21 protein-coding genes and 3 riboswitches are annotated in these 21,945 nt (G+C 38.2%); of the genes, 1 reads left to right on the top strand and 20 read right to left on the bottom strand.

Annotated features, from left to right (window positions below):
- Window positions 1–36: 36 nt before the first annotated feature.
- The 20 genes from SAZ04_RS02505 to SAZ04_RS02410 form a co-directional block, all read right to left on the bottom strand.
- Window positions 37–1,503 carry an adenosylcobinamide amidohydrolase gene (locus tag SAZ04_RS02505; RefSeq protein WP_332690510.1) on the bottom strand — a complete coding sequence of 489 codons (1,467 nt, stop codon included), beginning with the start codon at window positions 1,501–1,503 and terminating at the stop codon, window positions 37–39.
- Window positions 1,500–2,570, bottom strand: coding sequence for a FecCD family ABC transporter permease (locus tag SAZ04_RS02500; RefSeq protein ID WP_332690507.1), 1,071 nt, complete (start codon window positions 2,568–2,570; stop codon window positions 1,500–1,502). Before SAZ04_RS02500 ends, SAZ04_RS02505 begins: the two co-directional genes overlap by 4 nt.
- Complete coding sequence (locus SAZ04_RS02495) at window positions 2,536–3,549, bottom strand: ABC transporter substrate-binding protein (RefSeq protein WP_488803316.1); 1,014 nt, start codon at window positions 3,547–3,549, stop codon at window positions 2,536–2,538. The genes SAZ04_RS02500 and SAZ04_RS02495 overlap by 35 nt, the downstream gene beginning before the upstream one ends.
- 166 nt (window positions 3,550–3,715) lie before the next feature.
- Window positions 3,716–3,913: riboswitch (cobalamin riboswitch) on the bottom strand.
- A gap of 81 nt (window positions 3,914–3,994) precedes the next feature.
- On the bottom strand, window positions 3,995–4,636 hold the full coding sequence (gene bluB / locus SAZ04_RS02490; RefSeq protein ID WP_332690501.1) for a 5,6-dimethylbenzimidazole synthase: 642 nt from the start codon (window positions 4,634–4,636) through the stop codon (window positions 3,995–3,997).
- A gap of 54 nt (window positions 4,637–4,690) precedes the next feature.
- Window positions 4,691–5,473 (bottom strand): ABC transporter ATP-binding protein, encoded by a 783-nt coding sequence (locus SAZ04_RS02485; protein WP_332690498.1) that lies wholly within the window; start codon window positions 5,471–5,473, stop codon window positions 4,691–4,693.
- The gene (locus tag SAZ04_RS02480; protein ID WP_332690495.1) at window positions 5,470–6,186 is read right to left on the bottom strand and encodes an ABC transporter ATP-binding protein; all 717 of its coding nucleotides are present in this window, start codon (window positions 6,184–6,186) and stop codon (window positions 5,470–5,472) included. Before SAZ04_RS02480 ends, SAZ04_RS02485 begins: the two co-directional genes overlap by 4 nt.
- Window positions 6,183–7,010 carry a nickel transporter permease gene (gene nikC / locus SAZ04_RS02475; RefSeq protein WP_332690492.1) on the bottom strand — a complete coding sequence of 276 codons (828 nt, stop codon included), beginning with the start codon at window positions 7,008–7,010 and terminating at the stop codon, window positions 6,183–6,185. Before nikC ends, SAZ04_RS02480 begins: the two co-directional genes overlap by 4 nt.
- Window positions 7,011–7,024: 14 nt before the next feature.
- Window positions 7,025–7,954, bottom strand: coding sequence for a nickel ABC transporter permease (nikB, locus tag SAZ04_RS02470; RefSeq protein WP_332690662.1), 930 nt, complete (start codon window positions 7,952–7,954; stop codon window positions 7,025–7,027).
- A gap of 15 nt (window positions 7,955–7,969) precedes the next feature.
- Complete coding sequence (locus tag SAZ04_RS02465; protein WP_332690489.1) at window positions 7,970–9,508, bottom strand: ABC transporter substrate-binding protein; 1,539 nt, start codon at window positions 9,506–9,508, stop codon at window positions 7,970–7,972.
- Between the two features lie 49 nt (window positions 9,509–9,557).
- The gene (locus tag SAZ04_RS02460) at window positions 9,558–10,124 is read right to left on the bottom strand and encodes a nitroreductase family protein (RefSeq protein WP_332690486.1); all 567 of its coding nucleotides are present in this window, start codon (window positions 10,122–10,124) and stop codon (window positions 9,558–9,560) included.
- Between the two features lie 84 nt (window positions 10,125–10,208).
- A complete protein-coding gene (locus tag SAZ04_RS02455; RefSeq protein ID WP_332690483.1) occupies window positions 10,209–11,333 on the bottom strand; it encodes a cobalt-precorrin 5A hydrolase in 1,125 nt (374 codons plus the stop codon).
- Window positions 11,330–12,103: a precorrin-4 C(11)-methyltransferase gene (gene cobM, locus SAZ04_RS02450; protein ID WP_332690480.1), complete on the bottom strand. Its 774-nt coding sequence runs from the start codon at window positions 12,101–12,103 to the stop codon at window positions 11,330–11,332. Before cobM ends, SAZ04_RS02455 begins: the two co-directional genes overlap by 4 nt.
- Complete coding sequence (gene cobI / locus SAZ04_RS02445) at window positions 12,103–12,804, bottom strand: precorrin-2 C(20)-methyltransferase (protein ID WP_332690477.1); 702 nt, start codon at window positions 12,802–12,804, stop codon at window positions 12,103–12,105. The genes cobM and cobI overlap by 1 nt, the downstream gene beginning before the upstream one ends.
- Before the next feature lie 2 nt (window positions 12,805–12,806).
- Window positions 12,807–14,015 carry a precorrin-6y C5,15-methyltransferase (decarboxylating) subunit CbiE gene (cbiE, locus tag SAZ04_RS02440; RefSeq protein WP_332690474.1) on the bottom strand — a complete coding sequence of 403 codons (1,209 nt, stop codon included), beginning with the start codon at window positions 14,013–14,015 and terminating at the stop codon, window positions 12,807–12,809.
- The gene (locus SAZ04_RS02435) at window positions 13,999–15,111 is read right to left on the bottom strand and encodes a cobalt-precorrin-5B (C(1))-methyltransferase (protein ID WP_332690659.1); all 1,113 of its coding nucleotides are present in this window, start codon (window positions 15,109–15,111) and stop codon (window positions 13,999–14,001) included. Before SAZ04_RS02435 ends, cbiE begins: the two co-directional genes overlap by 17 nt.
- A 9-nt stretch (window positions 15,112–15,120) precedes the next feature.
- Window positions 15,121–15,768 carry a precorrin-8X methylmutase gene (locus SAZ04_RS02430; RefSeq protein ID WP_332690656.1) on the bottom strand — a complete coding sequence of 216 codons (648 nt, stop codon included), beginning with the start codon at window positions 15,766–15,768 and terminating at the stop codon, window positions 15,121–15,123.
- A gap of 16 nt (window positions 15,769–15,784) precedes the next feature.
- Window positions 15,785–16,561 (bottom strand): precorrin-6A reductase, encoded by a 777-nt coding sequence (gene cobK / locus SAZ04_RS02425; protein ID WP_332690471.1) that lies wholly within the window; start codon window positions 16,559–16,561, stop codon window positions 15,785–15,787.
- Complete coding sequence (locus SAZ04_RS02420) at window positions 16,558–17,397, bottom strand: sirohydrochlorin chelatase (protein WP_332690468.1); 840 nt, start codon at window positions 17,395–17,397, stop codon at window positions 16,558–16,560. The genes cobK and SAZ04_RS02420 overlap by 4 nt, the downstream gene beginning before the upstream one ends.
- 21 nt (window positions 17,398–17,418) lie before the next feature.
- Complete coding sequence (gene cobJ / locus SAZ04_RS02415; RefSeq protein WP_332690465.1) at window positions 17,419–19,059, bottom strand: precorrin-3B C(17)-methyltransferase; 1,641 nt, start codon at window positions 19,057–19,059, stop codon at window positions 17,419–17,421.
- 218 nt (window positions 19,060–19,277) lie between these two features.
- A complete protein-coding gene (locus tag SAZ04_RS02410) occupies window positions 19,278–19,661 on the bottom strand; it encodes a (2Fe-2S) ferredoxin domain-containing protein (protein WP_332690462.1) in 384 nt (127 codons plus the stop codon).
- Window positions 19,662–19,812: 151 nt separating this feature from the next.
- Window positions 19,813–19,996, bottom strand: a riboswitch (cobalamin riboswitch).
- Window positions 19,997–20,164: 168 nt separating this feature from the next.
- Window positions 20,165–20,347, bottom strand: a riboswitch (cobalamin riboswitch).
- A 343-nt stretch (window positions 20,348–20,690) separates the two neighbouring features.
- Here SAZ04_RS02410 and SAZ04_RS02405 point away from each other — a divergent pair.
- Window positions 20,691–21,872: a GTP-binding protein gene (locus SAZ04_RS02405; protein WP_332690459.1), complete on the top strand. Its 1,182-nt coding sequence runs from the start codon at window positions 20,691–20,693 to the stop codon at window positions 21,870–21,872.
- Window positions 21,873–21,945: the final 73 nt, after the last annotated feature.

Genomic DNA, 21,945 nt, shown 5'->3' with positions numbered 1-21,945 from the left:
CCACCTTTCTAATAATATTACTGTTCGAAACAATTACTACTTAACTCTTTTTAAATATTTTTTTATCGCTTCCTGTGTCGCCTGATAGACTATTTGTCCAATTCCTTTTCCTACAACTGTTCCTGATCCGGCATAAGGTGTCTTTTTGCCTTGCTGCGTGAGGGCAAGAAGTAAGGAATCGGTTGATGTACCTGTCGCGATCGTATTAGACGCAGGATCTTTTATGTTAAGATCTTGTAAAGCCTTTACTTTTGCTTCTGTTGCAGACATATATCCATTTACGATGGCTCCATCTGTAAAATGCGTATCTATAAAAACCATCGTATTTATAGTCCCTATTTGACTCGTTGCCCCTACTAAAGACCCTGCTGATATATCAACGGCATTTCCAACCCCAGCTGTCACAATGACCAACATGTTAATTCCTTCTATCTCTTTCGTTACAATAACCTTATCCACTAGTTTTACAGCCGTCATCATCCCGACTGCTTGTTCATGAGGAATGTGATATTTATCCATCCACATCTTTATATCTTGTGTAGGGTCGGAACAATCATAATTCTTATCGACATGAAAATTACAAAAATGCTTTAACCACTGTATGCCCTCTCCTATTACGCCATTGGAGATGGTTCGAAGCGGCCTATCAAATTGAACATGAATATATTCATCATTTTGTTCTATTTTATAAGCATCACTAAAATTCAACAGACTACTCGAAGTTGTGTAATTTGGTGTCATTAGGAGCTGTGGTTTCGGAACAGTTGGATGGGATTGAGCTTTGACCTCGACTTCATAAACTTTTTTTAATTGATCTTCTTTCCTTAACGTGTCTACATCTCCAACTTCTAAAAATGTTCCTTTATGAAGTAAAGCAATGCGATCTGCATATAACGAAGCAACATTCAGATCATGCAATATCGAAAAAATCGTTAAATCCATTGTTTGTTGCCGTTCTTTTAGTACATCCAACAGTTGGAATGTATGTTTTATATCTAGATGATTTGTAGGTTCGTCTAAAAGTAAGATTTCAGGTTCTTGTGCCAATGCTTTAGCTAATAAGACCCGTTGTTTTTCACCACCGCTAAGCATTCGGAATTGAGTCTTTTGAAATTGGCTTATTTTTGTTAATTCCATGACCTCTTCAATGACTTTCCAATCAGCTTTTGATAGCTGTTTTAGAATCCCTTTTTGATGAGGGTAACGTCCAAGACTAATAATTTCTTCAACGGTATAATCAAATGACACTTGAACTTCTTGTGACAAGACAGCTACTTTTTTTGCTTTTTCAAGCTTCGAAAGAGACTTAATTGCTTTTCCAGATAGTAGAATATCCCCTTTTTGAATAGGTAACTGACCTGTAATGAGTTTAAATAGGGTTGTTTTTCCACTCCCATTTGGCCCAAGAAGTGCAAAAAACTCTCCTTTTTTAATTTCTAAATTAAGATCTTTAATAATGGGGGTATTTGTATATCCACCTACTAAATTTTCAACTTTCATCATCTTTCTCCCCCCCTCCCAATTCTTTCTCTAATCAATAATAGTGCAAATACTGGTGCACCTATTAAAGCCGTAATGATACCAATTGGTAGTTCTTTAGGAGCTATAATCGTTCTTGCAACTAAATCAGCTAAAATGAGAAAAGCTCCGCCTATTAACATTGATAAAGGAAGGACGTGTCGATGATTTGGGCCTGTTATAAGACGAACTAAATGTGGAATCACAAGACCGACAAACCCAATTGAACCAGATACAGCAACTGCTGCTCCTGTTAATAAAGATGCACCAATTAAAATATATGTTTTTCCTTTCTTTACATCTACACCAATATGATCTGCTGCGTCCTCGCCTAGCGCAAGTGCATTTAATTCTCGATAATGGATAAGTACAATGAATGATCCGACAAGCATAAATGGGATGATCAGGTGAACGTGGCTCCATCCCCTCATTCCAACACTTCCGTATAACCAATAAAGAATCTGTGTCATCGCATCTCGATCCCCTAATGAAATGACCAAAGAGGTAATGGCACCGATAAAAGCACTAATAATAATACCTGCTAATATAATTGTTTCAACAGCTAGACTTCTACTGCTTAACCTGACTAACCCAAACACAACAAGTAACGTAATAAAGCCACTAATAATCGCAACGATTGGAAGAGTGAAACTTCCTAAACCAACGATAGTAACTTGAAAAAACAGCACGAATACTGCACCTAGAGCAGCACCTGATGATACCCCAATCGTATAGGGATCAGCTAATGGGTTACGCAGGAGCCCTTGGAATGCTGCGCCTGCTAATGCTAGTGATGCTCCTACACAAAGAGCAAGTAGAACTCTTGGGAGACGGATATTCCAAATGATCATTTCTTCATTTCTCGGAATATCATCGAGCCATCCAATATTAAAAGTATTTTCTAATACGATATGTAAAATGGCAGGGACTGGAATGGTCACACTGCTTACTAATAAACCAAGGAGGGTTGTACCAAGTACAAACCCTCCGCTTAGCATATACAACCAAACAATTTTATTACTTAAATATTTCCGGATAGATGAGTTCCGCAAGTGTCTCCACTCCTTCGATTAAACGAGGACCAGGTCTAGTAACTGTATCGTTATCAACATCAAACACTTGTTCATTTTTTACAGCTGGTACCTCAACCCACCCATCACGTGTCAATACTGTTTCACTTGGATTTTCTACATAATATCCATAAGTAGTTATGATTACATCAGGATTTAATTGAACGATTTCTTCTTCCGTCAATTTCACCCAACCGTCATGATCTTCGGCAGCGTTAATAGCGTGAATGGACTCAAGCATTTCATGCATAAATGTATTTTGACCTGTCGTAAAAATATCTGGTGCCGGTGAAACTTCGACCCAGACTTTCTTTTTGTCAGTAATTGAATCTGCTTTTTCTTTGATTGCTTCATGGCGCTGTTGCATATCAGAAATGATTTCTTCTGCTTTATCCTTACTTCCTGTTGCAGCAGCAATCATTTCAATATTGCCATAAACATCAGTAAATGAAGTTGCACTTCCAACGACAAGCACGTTTATACCTGCTTCTTCAAACTGTTCTAATATTTCTGGATGAGAATTGAAATGATAATCCGATACAAGAGCCACATCTGGAAGCAGGGTTAGAATCAACTCTGCGTTCATATCTTGCGCGCCAACTTTTTCAACCTCTAATGCCTCAGCTGGATAGTTACAATAATCCGAAACACCGATTATTTTATCGCCCAATCCAAGTACAAAGGCAATTTCTGTGTTACTAGCTTGAATAGAGACGATCGATTCAGGCTCTGACTCAATTGTAACTTCTCGACCAGCATCGTCTGTGATCGTTACAGGAAACTGTTCTCCTTTATCCTCGTCCAACTCTACATTGTCATCAGAAATTATTTCCTCTTCCTCTAAGTTCACTTCATCTTGAATGCCTTGTTCTTGATCTTGTGTACCACAGCCTACAATAATAGCCATACTTAACAGAAGAACAATACTGAAAAGCCCCCACTTTTTGAAAATCTCGTTAATCACTGTTTTTCCCCCTTCTATTTTCAAGCACAAAAAAACGCTATTCCAGAGGAAAGCGTAGTGTAAAAAGGCATTTTATGTATACTTAGTCTACTCGAGACTGACTATAAACTTGCAACCTTCATAAAAGATTACTATGCACTTTAAACATTCCTTTCCTCGAGGAAGATTAAAAACATAATAGGCAGGTCTCCTGACTTACGAATCAACGGTTGGTTATCCCTTCCCATGCAGAATACACAGTGGATATTTGCTAACCTTCCTCAACGCTTACAGTGGCGGGACCGTGTTGGACTTACACCAACTTCCCTCTTAGTCTTAAATATTTATTATCATTTAAGAAACCTATTTGTTTACTATTCATTTTTTTGTTCTAAACGCTATTATAATAGAGTTTCCGTCCCTTGTAAATTGATTAATTCTTTTATCCGAAGCCACTTATAACTTATGACCATTTATTTTTGAAAATGAGGGGCTCTAACTGTTTTCTTTCTTCCCATTTAGAGGTTTCAAGAATTGGCTTATCTGGATATTCATCTGTGTAACCAATCGTTAGCAATGCAACAGGGTCAATGTGCGGTGGAATTTCTAGTATGTCGCGTACGTCTTGTTTTTTATAAAAGCTAACCCAGCCCATCGCTAACCCTTCAACACAAGCTGCTAACCACATATTTTGAATCGCACAAGCAGTTGATAGTTGATCCGTTTCAGGAATTGAGTTGCGTCCTAAGACATGGGATCCACCTCGTGTCGGGTCACATGTCACACAAATAGTTAGAGGAGATTCTTTTATTCCTTCAATTTTCAAACTCAGAAAATGAGATTGTTTCTTTTCTTGTTCTTCATAATGAATAGCAAGAGCTCTTCTTTCTTTGTCAGCCGCCCAGGCAAGACGTTCTTTCACTTCTTGTGACGTAACCATTATAAAATTCCATGGTTGCATAAATCCTACTGATGGTGCATGGTGAGCAGCATGAAGTAGGTTATATATCAATTCTTCAGGAATAGGCGTTGGTTGAAATGTTCGAATATCTCTTCTTTTATAAATGACCTTATAAAATGCTTTCTTTTCTTCTTCGGTAAACATTTGATTCCTCCAACTCGTCTAATTCGTTAAAGTCATACTGCCTTTTCTTCAAAATCACTTTTCACCAAGAGTGTGGACCAATGAACGTGTATAAGGATGTTTTAGCTGTCGTAAGTCCCAATTTCTAAATGTTTCTACAATTTCGCCTTGATACATAACAGCTACTCGATCACACAATGTTTGAGCAGATTGAAGATCATGAGTAATAAATAAATACGATACCTGTTCTTTTTTTTGGATATGTTTTAACATATTTACAATGGATTCTTGAGAGTCCCTATCTAAACTAGCAATCGATTCATCAAAAATAATAAGATCCGGTTGTACTGCTAATGCCTTAGCGATACATACGCGCTGTTTCTGCCCTCCACTTAATTGATGCGGGTACCTTGATAAGTATGAATGATCAAGACCTACTAGCTTTAACAATTTGAAAAACATTTTTTCCCACTCTACTTTTTGTTCAGGAAAAAAATTAGTAATGGGTTCTTTCAAGATTTCTTCTACACGCATTTTTGGATGTAAGGAAGTAGATGAGTCTTGTAATACTAGTTGGATACGTTTATAAATAGCTAAATCTGTCATCTTTTTCCCATGTATAGCTTGACCGTCTAGAAGAATCTTTCCTGCTGATAATGTTTCCAATTTCATAATTAATTTAGCTAATGTACTTTTTCCACTACCACTTTCTCCAACAACCGCCACGCATTCGCCCTTATTTAAAGTCAAATTAACTTGTTTAACCGCTTTAAAGCTTGGATTGGTTCTATACCACGTCTTTCTACTTGCTCTCAAAGGATATTCTTTTGATACATAGCATAACTCAAGTAGACTCATATAACAATTGTTCCTTGACGCATTTGTACAACACGATCTGCAAATCTATTTATGCTTTGATCATGAGAAATAAGTAAAATCGTTAGCTCAAAATCATGTTGTAACTTCTTAAGTAAGGATAAAACTTTGTCTCTATTAATAACATCAAGAGCTGTTGTTGGTTCATCAGCAATTAAGATCTTTGGACGTAAGCTTAACATCATCGCTAACAATACCCTTTGACGCATCCCGCCACTTAATTCAAAGGGATAAGAGGATAAAATATGTTTCGGATCTGTAAATCCAACTTGGCTTAAAAGGGAATGTAAATATAATTCTATATCTTTTTTCAACCACTTTTTCTTTTGTTTTATTGTTTCTATCATTTGTTTTTTCACGGTACGGATTGGATTTAAACCGTTTAATGAATCTTGGATTAATAAGGCTATTTCTTCTCGACGAAGCTTTTGCCAGTCTGAATCTTCATAATAGAGAATATTTTCTTCTTTGTAGAGAATATGGCCACTTGTTATTTCAAATCCCGTTTCCAATAATCCAACAATCGCTTGTGAAGTTACACTTTTCCCGCAACCACTTGGACCTGTGAGCGCAACCGTTTCAGCTGAATATAATTGAAACGATACATCATGAATAACCGGTCTTAACTTAGTAGCTTCATAATAAGATATTTCTAATTGTTCAATGTTTAATAAAGGTTTTATGTTTGTACTCATATTACACCTCTTGGAGTAGAGCCTTCCTGCTTTCTATACCGATCACTGATTAGTTGACAAGATAAAACGAAGAACATAATGGCGAGACCAGGAAAGATCATAACATGTGGAGCAATTTGAAAATACGACGTAGCATCATGTAACATAACACCCCATTCTGGTATTGGAGGCTGAGTACCCAATCCTAAAAAAGAGAGCCCCGCAATTAAAAGAACAATTCTCCCCATATCCAAAGCTCCAAAAACAATGACAGGTGTAATAATTTGAGGAAGGATATAACGTTTCATAATGTGTATATGTGAATTCCCAGACATACGGGCTGATAATAGATAATCTTCCTTACCTATTTTTAAAACAAGACTACGAATGAGACGAACATAGGTAGCCCAGCGAACCATAATAATCGCTACAATCATATTAAAAAAACCCGGCCCTACTATACCAACAATAGCGATCGTTAGTACAATGTCTGGGAGAGCAAGAGTTCCATCAATCACCCTCATAAAAGTATGGTCCATCCGGCCACGCAAGTATCCGGTTAAAAGTCCAATAGGTAGACTGATTATCACAGTAAAAATCATAATTAAAAACGATGCTGTTACGGTTATTCTAATTCCGTACATAATCCGTGTTAACAGACAACGTCCTAAATGATCTGTTCCTAAAAGATAATTCCAACTCGGTGGTGATAGTCTATTTGAAAGATTAATAGCCAAAGGGTCGAATGGAGTTAGCCACGGTGCTAAAAGACCGATTAAGATAATGCTTATAAGGAATCCGCCCCCAAAAAGGAATCGTATATTTGTTTGCAGAGCCTCTTTCATAAATGGCTCTCCTCCTAACTAACTCTTAAACGTGGATCTAAGAGTACATAAATGATATCGACAAGAATATGGATTGAAACAAATAAGAACGAAGCAAAAATTACATATCCTTGAATGACTGGATAATCTCGAAGTGAGATAGCATCTATTATATATTTTCCTAATCCTGGCCAGGCAAAGATAGACTCAATAATGATGCTTCCACCTAACATAAATGCAAAGCTCGTCCCTAGCATCGTTACAATCGGTAAGAAAGCATGTTTTAAAACTTGAAATACAAGAATACGACTTTTTGATAATCCTCTTGCCTTTGCTGCTTTTACAAAGTTTTGATTCATTAATTCAATCATATTTGCACGCAACACACGGGCATAGACGGTGCCCATTCCTACGCCGAGTGTAACAGCTGGTAAGACAAGGTTCTTCCAGTTACTCCGACCCATAGGAGGAAGCCACCCATATTGTACAGAAAAGATATAAATCAATATAAAGGCTAGCCAGAAGGATGGAATGGATGAACCTAAGAGAGCCATAAATTGGCCAAGTCGATCCAAATATCCATTAGAAAAAATCGCAGTGCCAATACCCATAATAAATGTGATCGATACCATAACGAGTAAACCGGCAGTTGCCAATTCTAACGTAGCAGGTAACCTTCTCAACAATTCATCAATTACAGGTTCTTTAGAAACATATGAGGTCCCCCACTGCCCAGTAAAAACATCAATTAACCACTGCACATATTGACTCCATAATGATTCCGTTAACCCCAGTTCTATTCGTAAGTTTGTTAAGGCTTCTTCAGATGCAGGTACATCATTCATTGAAAGTAAAATAGAGGCTGGGTCTCCTGGGGACAACCTTAAAAGAATAAAAGTAAAAGTTGAGACACAAAACATAACTACTATCAATTGGAAAATCCGTTCACAACAAAAGCGAATCATATCAGCTTGCACTCATTATTCATGCACATCAATTTGTGAATGAATATAGTAATACTCAATAGGGTCAGGAATAAAGCCTTGTACTTCTTTCCTCACACCGAAAACCGTCTTCGGATGAACGATAAATGATTGTGGAAGATCTGCATTGATTGTTTCTTGTGCTTGTACAGCCAATTGGTTTCGACTTGTTATCTCTGTGGTCTCGTTTAATTGATTGACAGTACTATCCAAAGAATTTGAAACATAGTGACTAACATTTGCTTGGCTATCAGAACGATAGAAAACATTTAGAAAATATTGTGGATCGCCAGTATGTGCCGTTAACATACTATACATAGATAAGTCCCAATCTTCCTTTTCTAAAGCATCATCAATGTTTTCAACTTGACGAATGTTAACTTTAATTCCTTCATTTACTAATCTACCTTGAATAATTTCAGCCATTACAGACAGTTCTGGTCGTTGCGGAAAAGATAACATCGTAACTTCGAACGGTTTTCCTTGCTTTTCCCAAATACCAATACTATTTTTCTGCCAACCGCCTTGTGTCATCAATTGTTCGATCGATTGTTTTTCTTCATTTCGTTCCACTTTACCAAAAGGAAGAATATCTGAAAATGGGCTGTTTGCTACTGTACCATGTCCCATCATGACTTTACTGACTATCTCTCCACGCGGAATAACTCTGTCAATAACTTTTCGATGATTCACTACCTCAAATAAAGGAGAATTCATATTAAAAAGTAGCATATGCGTTCGCAATGATGGAGCTGTTAATACCTCAATTTTTTCATCCTTTTCTAATATGGAGATATTATCAATTGGAATATCTGTTGCAGCGTCTACTTCCCCGGATTGTAACGCTAGTAATCGCGTATTTCCATCAGCTATATAGTTGATTTTCACTTCTGATAACAACGCTTGCTCTCCCCAGTAGTCTTCATTCCTCTCTACAAGAAGTGACTCATCTTTGTTAAATTGTTTAATTTTAAATGCCCCTGTAGAAGCAGGATAGGTATTCTTATCTTCAATCGTCGTTACATCAACAATGATTGTAGAAGGGTCAGCCAAATGAGCAATCAAAGCTGAATTAGGTTTTTTAGTGACGATTTTTAATTCATTTGCTGTCAACACTTCGATTTCTTCTATTTGTAATAAATCATTTGCCTTTTGATTTTTCTCTAAAGATCTTAACAATGACTCTTTAACACTATTAGCGTCCATTGCATTCCCATTATGAAAATTCACTTGTTCCTCAAGCTTAAATACCCATGACGTTTCATCTTCTTGCTTCCACTCTTTTGCTAGCCAACGTATTGGCTCCAATTGGTCGTTTAGTCTAACCAATGTTTCTCCTGTACCTGAGCGCATTACTTCCCAACTGTTGCTGCCATGTGGATCAAGACTTGCCGGACTCCACGGGAAAGCCACTTTCATCGTTTTACCAGATGCTATATCCGTAGGTACATTTGATGTTGCACATCCAGTCAATACTAAAGTAAGTAAGAAAAAAGATGCTATAGCTAATGCAATATGTTTTTTACTACCTTTCATTCCTATATCCTCCATTAAGTTAATAACACCATATCTGATCATTGTTTCGTTACAGCCATACTGTTTTTTCTTCAAAAGGTGTACGTTTTTTAGACTTTTCTTCTTCTAACTCTTTCTGATCTGGATATCCTAAAAAGACCATACCAATAATTTTCTTATCTTTAGGTGAACCAATAAAATCATGCAAACGTCCATCATGAACGAGACCAACTCCTCTTGTTCTCCACACAAACCCTAAATTTAATTCTTGTGCCACTAGCCACATTGAATGAATCGCACAGCATACCGCATATTCATTGTCTTTTGAATCAGCCTCTTCTGGAAGGGAGTCAGAGGTCACAACAATCATAACCGGTGTTTGACTCACAACTTTAATTGAACTCTCTATTAAATGAGGTTTAGTCGGAAAGCGCTCCTGTAAATAGTCATAGGCTACTTGCTCATATCTTTTTTTCGCTTCACCTTGGATAACAAAAAAGCTCCAAGGCTCTCGCATGCGGTCATTTGGAGCCAAAGTAGCAGCTTCTAGTAATCTCTCAATCTTTTCTCGTTCTACCTCTCGATTCGCATAATTACGAATAGCTCTTCTAGACTGTAGTATTTCAAATGCGTTCACTTATAATCTCTCCCCTATCTTTAAACAATTTACTTTCTTTGTCTCAAACCATTTCAGTCTTTTTTGTAACTGCACTCCAACTTTTTAATAAGGAATAACGGCAACGGATATCGTTACATTACCTGATTTTTTCTTAATAAGAGACAATGAATCTGCACCACTATACAAACGAGCAGCGGGTTCACTCACACCATAGGCGCCAGTAAATTTAAATACGGTTTCAGACGGAGCATCAATTTGCACACGATTTAATTCTTCTGCTGAATAACAAGTAAATCCCCAGTTGTACTTTTGTGATACAGCAAGTATCCCTTCCTCATCTTTTTTAAGATCAATCGAGCAAATGGCTTTCACGCTTTTAATTGAAAATTGCAATGCATCTAGCGTTTCTTGAATAACCTGATCAATTTCTTCCTTCGATGTTCCTCTATTGCAACCTAAACCAATCACGATTACCTTTGGACGATAAAGTACGCCATTAGATAATATTTCTTTTTCGTTATTATCCAATTTTCTATGAGTCACAACTAAAGCTGCATTCGGTTTAGCTTCTAATGCTTCTTCAATCGTTTCATAAACTTTGATCGTTTCCGGAAGAGGTCGATCGTAATTCCACCATTCTTTTTCCCCAGATTCCTGAATTACAGCAACTTGTTCTTCATTTACGACTGATGCACTGACCGGAGTTAGCTTTTCTCCCGATTCCCAAACCCAACCAAACCTACTACCAAATAAGTCAACAGGGATCGTTTTTTGAACATCCGATGCTGTCGTAATGACTGGTGTTGCACCGAGTAACTCTGCAACTTCCTTTGTTAATTCATTTGCTCCACCTAGATGTCCAGATAACACGCTAATTACGTGTTCTCCTTTATCATCAATGACAACAACAGCAGGATCAGTCTTTTTGTCTTTTAAAAGAGGGGCAATCATGCGGACAACCGCACCTAATGATACAATCATGATGATGCCTTTATAAGCTTGAAAAAGCGATGGCAAAAGAAGTCGCACATTGCCCTCAAATAACGAGATATGGCGTCTCCTTTCATCTCCCCTTTCAAATTTACTCATATAAAATAAATCTGCCTGTGGGAATTTCGTATGTAAACCTCGGGCAAGCTCAACTCCATGCTTTGTAATCGCTACAACTGCATAAGTGCTTTTTTGCTCTAGTGCTACTTGCTTTCCTTCTTCTAAAACAAGTGTCATTGTTTCACTCCTTTTCGAAATCCGTGCGTAAATTCTTTGTCATAAAGCTTTGATTTAAAATCTTTATCATGAATATTTTTATCTAGTGCCCAGCCCGCTAGAATCATAGCTTGTTTTCGAATTCCATTCACACGCATATCTTCATCCAAACTCTCAAGTGTTGAACGAACTACTTTTTGGTCTGGCCATGTTGCCTTATATACAACCCCAACTGGTGTATCTTTGCTCCAACCTGCAGCCAAGAACTCTTTTACGATTTTCTTTGTTAAGGTCGCACTTAAAAATAAAGCTACCGTGCAATTGTGTTTTGCTAAATCTCTTAGCTTCTCTGCTTCTGGAACAGGTGTACGTCCTTCCGCACGAGTTAAAATCACCGTTTGAGTCAGTTCAGGAATCGTCAACTCAGCACCTAGCGCAGCTGCAGAAGCAAAGACAGAGCTAACGCCTGGTATAATTTCCACACTCACATCCTTCTTATTAAGAATCGCTATTTGTTCCATAATGGCTCCATAAACAGCTGGATCACCTGTATGAACACGAACAACTTTCTTTCCTTCTTGAACGCGCTCAACCATTACTTGAACCATTTCTTCAAGATGCATACCAGCAGTCTTAATAATTTCCGCTTCAGGTTTTGCTTGCTCAATGAGCTCTGCGCTGACAAGTGAATCCGCATATAAAACAACATCTGCTTCTTGCAGCAACTTCAAGCCTTTTACCGTAATTAAATCTGGATCTCCAGGACCGGCCCCTATGATTGTTATTTTCATTATTTTCTCACCACCATTAACGTTAAGTATTCTAGCTCTGCTCTCTCTAACTCTCGAATATCCCAAACAACCTCCTCATCAGACGTCACCTTCGTTACAACAGAAGCCTTGTCTAATAAATCTAGGTCACGTAAAACGTCAAGCATTAGATCCATTACTTTTGCTACTTTAATAAAGATGACACAGTCATTTTCTATAATCGCTTTTTTCATCGTTTCATAGTCATCTCGAGCTGGAACAATCGCAACGTGGTCATCGCCTTCTGCAAGGGCAATACCGAGTCTTGAAGCCGCACCATTAATCGATGAAATTCCAGGTACCGTCTTGATTTCCACTTCTGGATGACGCTCTTTTACGAGATTCATCATATGAATGAACGTACTGTATAGAAGTGGATCACCTTCTGTAACAAAGGCAACATCCTTCCCCACGTTAAGATGCTCCCAAACTTGATCAACGGTATTTGACCATTCACGTTCTAAAATAGTAGGATCTTTTGTCATCGGAAAAACAAGTCCTAACATTTCTTTTTCGCCAGGTGTTATGTACACATCAATAATCCGATGAGCGTAGCTTTTGCTTCCTTTTCTCTTTTTCGGGTAGGCGATAACATCTGCTTCTTTCAATTTTCGAAAAGCTTTGATCGTAAGTAATTCTGGGTCCCCAGGGCCTACTCCTAAGCCGTATAGTGTTCCGATCATTATTATTCCCCTTTCTTATGGTGTGCTGTAATAATATAGATAGGATTTAACGCATCAAACCGTGTTAGATTTAAGATTGGTTTACTTCTTGAAATTTGAGCAAGGGTAATGGTCGTTTCAAACCCATTGTTTTTAAACCCTTCAACTGCTTGCATTAAATTTTCAATGGTGACGGCATTTAATACGATTCTTCCTCCCTTTTTTAGTCGAGAACAACAGGTTGATAAAATATCATCCATACTCCCCGCTGTTCCCCCAATAAAGATCGCATCAGGATCTGGGAACGTTTCTAACTGGTCTGGCGCCTTGCCTTGGACCGCTGTGAAATCTGTTCGAAATTTCACCTGATTCAGGCGGCAATTTTCTAAATCCTGCTCATTTTTTTCGATCGCAAACACTTGTCCTTCTTTTGCAATCAGACAGGCCTCAATGGCAACAGATCCTGTGCATGTTCCAATATCCCAAACCGTACTGTTTTCACGGAGGTTTAAAGCCATTAAACTTAACGTTCTAATTTCTTTTTTCGTCAATAAGCCTTTTTCTGGTTTTCTTTGATGAAATTCTTCATCGTCAATTCCCATGTTCCATTTTTTTACTTTTTCTATCTTTTGAAGAATCACAACGTTTAGTCGAGAAAACTCCTTTGTCTCCATCTCCTTGAGTTCATAAAAACCGCAACGTTCATTTTCACCCCCGAGATTTTCTGCAACAAATGCTCGGTACTCATTCATTCCAAATAAACGTAAATAACGACCAATTTCAGAAGGATTATTCTCGTCATCCGTTAAGAGAGCTACTTTATCACGTCCATTTATTCTTTGAGCGAGCCCTTTTATGCTCCTGCCATGAACACTCGTCACATAAGCATCCTGCCAGCGTTCATTCATTCTAGCAAAAGCAAGTTGAATTGAACTTAAATAAGGATAGATTTCTACATCTAATTTCTTAGCTAAGTAACTTCCGATTCCGTAAAACAAAGGGTCACCAGATGCTAAGACAACGATCTTTTTCTTTTCTTGACTTAAATAGGTAACTAGCTCTGATAAGCTCCCTTTTATGATCCTTTTCACACCTGAATAATCTGAGAAGAAAGATAATTGCCTTTCGCCCCCTACTAATATCTCACTTTCATCAATCCATTTTTCATAAATTGGAAGAAGACTTTTTTTTCCCTCATCGCCTATTCCAATAATTTTAATCTTCTCTGCCATCTATACCTGCCTTTCCAAGAAACGCACCCTTCATCGAGTACAGACTTGTTTCAATCGAGATTCCACCGGCAACTTCTTTTAATCCAGATGTACAGCAATAGTCACAAAGGATGGTAAAGAATTCCTTGTATCCATGCTCAAGCATTAGATCTCCTACTTGTGATGCTGTGTTGGCACCAACAACCTTCTCAAGTAACTCTTCATTGGTTACACCGGCATGACGCGCTACATCCGCTAAGAAGTTAAAATCAACTGGAGCACTTTTGGAATGAACCATCATCACTCCTTGTGCCACTTTCGAAAATTTCCCCATCATTCCAACTAAAGATACTGTTTTCACACCTTGTTTCTTACATTGCTTTAAAGTAAATCCAACAAAATCGCCCATCTCAATAAATGCCTCTTCCGGAAGTTGGGGGTATTGTTGGATTCCGTATTTTTCGCTTCGTCCACCAGTTGAAATTACGACGTGTTCACAATTACTTGCTCGCGCCACACTAATGGCTTGAACAATACTAGCCATATATGCAGAACTAGAAAATGGAATAACTGTTCCTCTTGTCCCAAGGATCGAGATTCCACCAATAATTCCAAGACGCTTATTAAGAGTTTTCTCTGCCATTTTTTCTCCCTCAGGAACAGAAATAATGATGTTAATTCCCCTTTGAATACCGTATGCTCTAAGTACTTCTTCGGCCGTTTCACAAATCATTTTTCGTGGCACTGGGTTGATTGCCGCTTCTCCAACAGGTACAGGGAGACCTTCCTTTGTTACACGCCCAACCCCAACACCACCATCAAGAGTTATACCCGGTTCCTTAGACCAACTCACCATTGCTTTAATTAGAGCACCATGAGTGGCATCTGGGTCATCACCAGCATCTTTTATCGTTGCAGCTTCAGCAAAATGAGGCTCAACGATACAACTATCCATTTCAAAAGTGGCAAATTTCCCAACCGGTAAATAGATCGTTGCATCCGCCTGCTCTTCACTTGTAATAAGAGCTACAATTGCTGCTTTGGTTGTGGCCGTTGCACATGCGCCCGTTGTAAAGCCTGAGCGCATCTCTTTTTTGTCTTTCTTTTTTGCTTTCATGTCCATCTTTTATGCCTTTTCAGCTAAGAGTGAAATTGCGTTTAATGCCGCAACTGTAATCGTACTACCGCCTTTTCTACCAACATTTGTAATAAACGGTACATCTAACTTTGCTAATTCTTCCTTTGATTCAGGAGCCGATACAAATCCAACCGGAAGTCCAATGACTAAACTTGGTTTTGCATATCCTTCTTTAATCAAGCGAATTAACTCAAGTAAAGCCGTCGGTGCATTCCCAATTGCAAAAACCCCACCGTCAAAATGTTGGATCGCTTTTCTCACTGAAATAATAGCACGAGTCGTATTTAAACGTTTAGCCTCTTCCATTACATCAGGGTCAGAGATATAAACATTCACGCTTCCACCATGTTTTTCAATTCTCCCTTTACTTACACCGCTAAGGATCATTTGTACGTCAGCATATACTTGTTCGCCTCTTAAAATAGCATTTATCCCTGCTTGAATTGCTTCTTCATGAAAAAGCATACTATGACCTAATTCAAAATCAGCAGAAGCATGAACAACACGTTGTACAACTTTATATTGATGTTTTGTAAATGCATGCTCACCAAACTCTTCATCAATCATGTTAAAACTCTTCCCCTCAATTTCTTGAGGTTGTACGGTTAATGGCTTAAATTCAGTACGAAAATCCATCATAACGTCCTCCATTTCATAGATTTAATTTTTTTAGAACTCCATTTAAATGTGTAAGTACATCTGAAAAATCAGAATAGACATTTCCATAATCAATCTTAGGTCTCTTAATCATGATCGTTTCAATACCGAGTTCGGTTGCCGCTTCTAATTTTTCATCAACGGACCCGGCTTTTCCGCTTTCCTTTGTGATCATCGTGGTTACACCGTATTGTTTGTAAAGGGCCTGATTAAACTCTTTTGTAAAAGGACCTTGTATTGCTATGATGTCTTTTTGCGGAAAGCCTAACTGCTCACATTTTTCCATATTATCTTTTCTTGGAAGCATACGAGCAATGACACGAATGTCAGGCTGATCTAATAGTTTCTCAGTAAAGGTTTGAAGTGTTTTACTTCCGGTCGTTAGCATGATCACGCCTTTTTTTTCAAATGCTTTTTCAGCAGCCTGGGCGTAGCTCTCGACCATCGTTATTCCTTTATCTTCGTAGGATTGCGATTCTCGTTCGTATCGAATGTATGGAACGTTCGCTGCTCTCGCTCCTAAAAGAGCATTTTTACTAGCTTCTTCTGCAAATGGGTGACTCGCATCAACCACCGCCTGAAAACCCTGTTCTTTAATGACTCGGACAAAGTCTTCACTTGTGAGGCGCCCTACATAAACATCGAGTTCCGCCTTACGTAATTCAATCGCAGCATTTTCTGTAACAACAGTAGTTAGCAGCTTATGCCCAGCTTCTTTAATCGTAATAGCCAACGCTCTGGCATCACTTGTTCCTGCTAAAAATAGAATCATAGTTTTTGAACCTCATGGTGGTGATGATCAATATGTTCCATTGCTTCAATACGATACTGACATATGTCACAATTCATTTTCACGTCACCTTGTAATGTTTCCTCAATTCGGTCTTGAATAATTGTTTGTAACCTAGTGTGGAATCCAAAGTAACCTGCTAGCTTGAATTCAATTTCCGGGTTCTCTCGTTCAAAATCTTCAATCATTGTTTCTAGGCGCTTAATTAAAATACCAGTAAATAAGAAGTACGGTAGAATGACAATTTTCTTCGCACCTAGTTTGATACAGCGCTCTACTCCCTCTTTAATGAGTGGATCAGTCACCCCCATAAAAGCTGGTTCCACTAACTTATAATTTAGCTTTTCCCATAATAAACGAGTGATTTTATAAAGGTCACTATTTGCATCAGGGTCACTACCGCCACGACCCAGCAAAAGAACAGCTGTATCGGGGTCTTTTTCGTTTGTATTCTCACCAACTTCTTCTAAACGACTTTTGCAAATTTCGATCGTTTCCTCATGGATTCCAAACGGCCTCCCATAAGAAAACCGAACTAAAGGATATTTCTCTCTTGCTTCATCAATAGCTGCTGGGATATGAATTTTGGAGTGACCAGCTGCTAATAACATTAGTGGAATAACATGGACGCTCACTGCTCCCTTTTCCACACATGCTTGAATACCTTGTTCTATCGTTGGTTTCTCAAATTCCAGAAAACAGGTTTCAATAAGAAGGATAGAGTCTAATTTCGGCTCTAATCCTTTGATCATTTGCCTTACTTGCTCATTTCCTTCAGGATCTCTACTTCCATGACCAACTAGTAAAACAGCTTTCATATAATTCTCCCCTATCTTCATTTAGTCCCCACACGGAGCTGGTTCAATTTCAATCTTCGGTGTCATATCCTTGTATGTATAGTCCTGAATACTTCCTACTCGTTTAAAGTACTTAAAGAATCGTTCGTTCGGATGACCTTTCTCTTTGTACTCATATATAATTTTTTCAATGAGTTCAACAATTTGATCTGGCTCAATGCCCTCTGCCACTGGCTGACCAGCATGAGCTGTTCGACCAACCGTTTTTGCCCCTAAAAACAAATCAAACTTTCCTTTCCGAAATATAATACCGATATCGTCATTAACCGCTCCATAACAAGCCATGCCACAGCCATTGAATCCAACCTTCAACTCTTTTGGTAGTTCAAGACCACTTAAGTTTTGATGTAATTCTTCTGCATATGGAATTGAATCCTTTTTTTCACCGTCACAGAAATCACACGCTTTTAATTGAAAAACATCACCAAGAGGTTCAAGGATAAACCCGGCGCTTTTTAATTTCTCCGTAATGATCTCTGGAGTAGCTGTAGGAATTCGAAGATGAATTTGATGGTGCGGCGTATATTCCATCGTTCCTTCGTCACCAACAACTTCAGCAAGAGCCAACATTTGTTTCGGAGTGAATTGCTTGTTAGCAACACCCGTACTAACAGCCAGTTCAAAAATAGAGACAACAGGGTTATTTACGGTCTTCGTTTCTTGTATTTGACTGGACATACCTTTTACTTTACTAAGCGCCTCTTGGGCAAGTTCTAGAGACGTCTTCTTAGGAACAACCGTTTCAACTGCTGTGGCAGCCGTTTGATCCTTTGCGAGGTCCATATCATTTTTTCCTTCGTGCAACGCCCAAGGTTCATTTTCGTGTCGTAATCGTTCATGCGGCTTTAATCGCTGTTCCGTTGTATGTAACGTATACTTCCGTTGATACCCCCTTGGTGTGATCATTTTATTATCATAGAGAACGGTAGATGAATTTCCGATAACAACCGTCGTTAACATCCCAATATCATAGTTCAGCATGTTTTCAAGGTCTGTAATGACAATATGTTCGCGCTCACGATAAGCACTTTTCACAAGACCAACTGGTGTTTTCGGTGAACGATACTCAAGTAGAATTCTTTGAGCCTCTTGAATCTGTCTCGTTCTCCGACCACTTTTTGGATTATATAAACTAATAACAAAGTCAGCTTGTGCGGCTGCTTCAATTCGTTTTGCAATAAGATCCCATGGAGTTAAGTGGTCACTTAAACTAATCGTACATGCATCGTGCATAATCGGTGCTCCTAGTAAGGATGCGCACGAGTTACTGGCAGATACACCTGGAATCACCTCGACACTTACCCCAGTTGCTTCTGTCCAGCCTTGTTCCATTAACACCTCATAAACCAGTCCTGCCATCCCATAAACACCAGCATCACCACTTGAAATAACAGCAACTGTTTTCCCTTCTTCAGCGAGACGAACGGCCGCCTGCGCACGACTCACCTCTTCAGACATACCCGTACTAATAATTTCTTGATTCGTTAATAAATCTTGTACCAAATCAACGTATGTTTTATAGCCAATGATGTAATCACTTTCTTGGATTGCTGTTTGTGCCCTGTTCGTCATATGATCAAAACTACCAGGTCCAAAGCCGATAACAAGTAATTTTCCAAGCATTATGCATACCTCCTTTTATAAGATGTTGTTCAAAAGGGTTGGTTTTTACCTTTTTGAACAACATCGAAGCAATGAGCGTAGTCGCTGTATATGGTGAGAGAAGTATCTCTCACCTTAAGCATGCTATGAGTGAGTTTCTCCATAGCATGCGCACAGCGAGCGGAGCCATTGCATCACCTTTTTGAATCCACACTCTTAGCTCAATAAACAAGAACAACCTATACCTTTGTCTTTGCCACTTTCGAAACGCCCTTAATTCTAGCAGTCGTATTCTTAGCTAGCATTTCACTATTTTCAAAGTCATAAATTAAAAATTCTTGTAAGTCAACTGACGGATCTAGATGGCTTTTAATAATAGAACGCCCGATTTCTGTTGAAGTAGCTGAGTACCAATTTCCCTCAGGGTAAACAATAACAACACACGCATCCTTACAACGACCATTACATCTTGTCCGCGATGTATGAATTTGCTGATCTAATTCAAGGTTCTTTATTTCTTCTCGAATAGCTATAGTAATTTCTTCCCCATCCTTCCTCATACAGCTAGATCCATTACAAATCAGAACATGTTTTTTTGTACCCGTTAAATTCCAAGTAGTCATAATCTATTCCTCCTTATTTACTTCCAGAATTTATTGATGAAAGTTGAAAATAAAAATACACCTCTATCAATAGATAGAGGTGCAGATAAATGGCATACAAGTTTACGTAGCATCTATTCTACATTTCTCTACCTATGACCCGTAGGTATTGAAGCAATTTCAAACAAAGGCAGGTTTCCTGACTTAGGTTCATCATTTCAATGCGTCTTCCCGATATACTCAGTGACTTTATACAATGAAATTCCCCATTACAGTGGCGGGACCGTGACGGATTTACACCGTGCTTCCCTTTTAAACATAACCAGTGGTTATGCACCTTTGTTTGGATTCTTAACTTAAATTATAGTTCTGGCTTTCTATTACATTTACAGTAGCGTGGATACGGCTTTTCCTCTTTTAAATAAAAATGCACCTCTATCTATAGATAGAGGTGCAAAATAAATGGCATACAAACATAAGTAGCATCTATTCTACACTTCTCTACCTATGACCCGTAGGTATTGAAGCAATTTCAAACAAAGGCAGGTCTCCTGACTTAGGTTCATCATTTCATTGCGTCTTCCCGATATACTCAGTGACTTTATACAATGAAATTCCCCATTACAGTGGCGGGACCGTGACGGATTTGCACCGTACTTCCCTTTTAAGCATAACTAGAGCTATGCACCTTTGTTATTGCATTTTTTTAAAATCATTTTTCTAAATGGTTTTATAAATTATTTCGATATATACAGTAGCAGGACATTAGACTGTAACTGTATTCCCTGCTACCTAAATAAAAAGAGTAGTTTATATTCACTGTCTATTAAACTACTCTTCAGTATATTTAGCAAGTATATATTTTGTACAAGTACTAAAAAAAACCTTTTATTTCATAAAATAAATCCTTCTATTTACAAAGTGACAAAAGAAAGATAAAATTTAAATCGTAACAATTACTATTTAAAACCACGTGTAAATGGAATTTTCACTTACATTAATATTTATACATGATCGCATGTGTAAGAGTTTAAAAGGAGGATTTATTTAATGAAAAAAGTACCTGTTACTGTACTAAGTGGTTATTTAGGTTCCGGTAAAACCACTTTATTAAACCACATCTTAACGAATCGTGAAGGGTTGAAAGTCGCTGTTATCGTAAATGATATGAGTGAAGTGAACATTGATGCTAAGCTTGTTAAAGACAATGGATTTTCGAGAACGGAGGAAAAACTAGTAGAGCTTCAAAATGGCTGTATTTGCTGTACTCTTCGTGAGGACTTAATGCAAGAAGTCGAGCGAATAGTTGATGCAGGAGATATCGATTATATCGTGATTGAATCGTCGGGCATTAGTGAGCCTGTACCAGTCGCCCAAACATTTACGTATATTGATGAAGAAATTGGTGTAGATTTAACGAAAAAGTGTAAGCTAGACACAATGGTGACCGTTGTTGATGCGAATCGTTTTTGGGATGATTATGCATCAGGTGAATCATTACTTGATCGTAAAGAAGGTACAGATGAATCTGATACGCGTGAAATTTCAGACCTTCTCGTTGATCAGATTGAATTTGCCGATGTGATTATTCTTAATAAAGTTGAAATGTTACAAGAAGTTGATAAAAATGAATTACTGAACTTCATGAGGAAATTAAATGCAGACGCAAATATTATTCCTACATCATTCTCTAAGGTAGAATTGTCTTCTATTTTACATACAGGCAAATTCGACTTTGATAAAGTGAGTCAGTCTGCTGGATGGATTAAGGAATTAAATGAAGAGCACAAACCAGAAACGGAGGAATACGGTGTCTCTTCATTTGTTTATCGAAGTAGAAAACCATTTCACCCAGAGCGTCTAATGAACTGGCTGGAAAATTGGCCTGTTGATGTTGTACGAGCGAAAGGGTTCATTTGGGTCGCTTCCAGAAATCAGATGGCTGGATTGATTTCACAGTCAGGGTCTATCGTTACCATTCAAGGTGCCGGAGAGTGGGTTGCAGCGTATTCTGAAGAAGAAAGACAGAAAGCACTCCTTGAGGAGCCTGAGCTACAAGCAAAATGGGACCCAGAATTCGGTGATCGAATGACAGAATTAGTCCTAATCGGTATTGATATGAATCATGAACAAGTTAGAGGTTCCCTTGATCAATGTGTATTAACAGATAGTGAGATGACTTCAGATTGGACTAAGATTCCCGATCCACTTCCACAATATGTTGAAGCTTAAAAAAAATCGTATAAATCTTTTATGTGAATGTTGAAAAAAGGCTGTTGATATCAATTGATCTCAACAGCCTTAC

The organism is Halalkalibacter lacteus (assembly GCF_036663595.1).
Taxonomy (GTDB): Bacteria; Bacillota; Bacilli; order Bacillales; family Bacillaceae_D; genus Halalkalibacter; species Halalkalibacter lacteus.
This window is presented reverse-complemented; position numbering and strand designations above follow the sequence as displayed.

Bases quoted from the DNA above. Each gene is read 5' to 3' on its own strand.
- SAZ04_RS02505 (WP_332690510.1), bottom strand. From the start codon at position 1,503: ATGATGAAAGTTGAAAATTTAGTAGGTGGATATACAAATACCCCCATT.
- bluB (WP_332690501.1), bottom strand. From the start codon at position 4,636: ATGTTTACCGAAGAAGAAAAGAAAGCATTTTATAAGGTCATTTATAAA.
- SAZ04_RS02485 (WP_332690498.1), bottom strand. From the start codon at position 5,473: ATGAGTCTACTTGAGTTATGCTATGTATCAAAAGAATATCCTTTGAGA.
- SAZ04_RS02480 (WP_332690495.1), bottom strand. From the start codon at position 6,186: ATGAGTACAAACATAAAACCTTTATTAAACATTGAACAATTAGAAATA.
- nikC (WP_332690492.1), bottom strand. From the start codon at position 7,010: ATGAAAGAGGCTCTGCAAACAAATATACGATTCCTTTTTGGGGGCGGA.
- nikB (WP_332690662.1), bottom strand. From the start codon at position 7,954: ATGATTCGCTTTTGTTGTGAACGGATTTTCCAATTGATAGTAGTTATG.
- SAZ04_RS02465 (WP_332690489.1), bottom strand. From the start codon at position 9,508: ATGAAAGGTAGTAAAAAACATATTGCATTAGCTATAGCATCTTTTTTC.
- SAZ04_RS02455 (WP_332690483.1), bottom strand. From the start codon at position 11,333: ATGACACTTGTTTTAGAAGAAGGAAAGCAAGTAGCACTAGAGCAAAAA.
- cobM (WP_332690480.1), bottom strand. From the start codon at position 12,103: ATGAAAATAACAATCATAGGGGCCGGTCCTGGAGATCCAGATTTAATT.
- cobI (WP_332690477.1), bottom strand. From the start codon at position 12,804: ATGATCGGAACACTATACGGCTTAGGAGTAGGCCCTGGGGACCCAGAA.
- cbiE (WP_332690474.1), bottom strand. From the start codon at position 14,015: ATGGCAGAGAAGATTAAAATTATTGGAATAGGCGATGAGGGAAAAAAA.
- SAZ04_RS02435 (WP_332690659.1), bottom strand. From the start codon at position 15,111: ATGAAAGCAAAAAAGAAAGACAAAAAAGAGATGCGCTCAGGCTTTACA.
- SAZ04_RS02430 (WP_332690656.1), bottom strand. From the start codon at position 15,768: ATGGATTTTCGTACTGAATTTAAGCCATTAACCGTACAACCTCAAGAA.
- cobK (WP_332690471.1), bottom strand. From the start codon at position 16,561: ATGATTCTATTTTTAGCAGGAACAAGTGATGCCAGAGCGTTGGCTATT.
- SAZ04_RS02420 (WP_332690468.1), bottom strand. From the start codon at position 17,397: ATGAAAGCTGTTTTACTAGTTGGTCATGGAAGTAGAGATCCTGAAGGA.
- cobJ (WP_332690465.1), bottom strand. From the start codon at position 19,059: ATGCTTGGAAAATTACTTGTTATCGGCTTTGGACCTGGTAGTTTTGAT.
- SAZ04_RS02410 (WP_332690462.1), bottom strand. From the start codon at position 19,661: ATGACTACTTGGAATTTAACGGGTACAAAAAAACATGTTCTGATTTGT.
- SAZ04_RS02405 (WP_332690459.1), top strand. From the start codon at position 20,691: ATGAAAAAAGTACCTGTTACTGTACTAAGTGGTTATTTAGGTTCCGGT.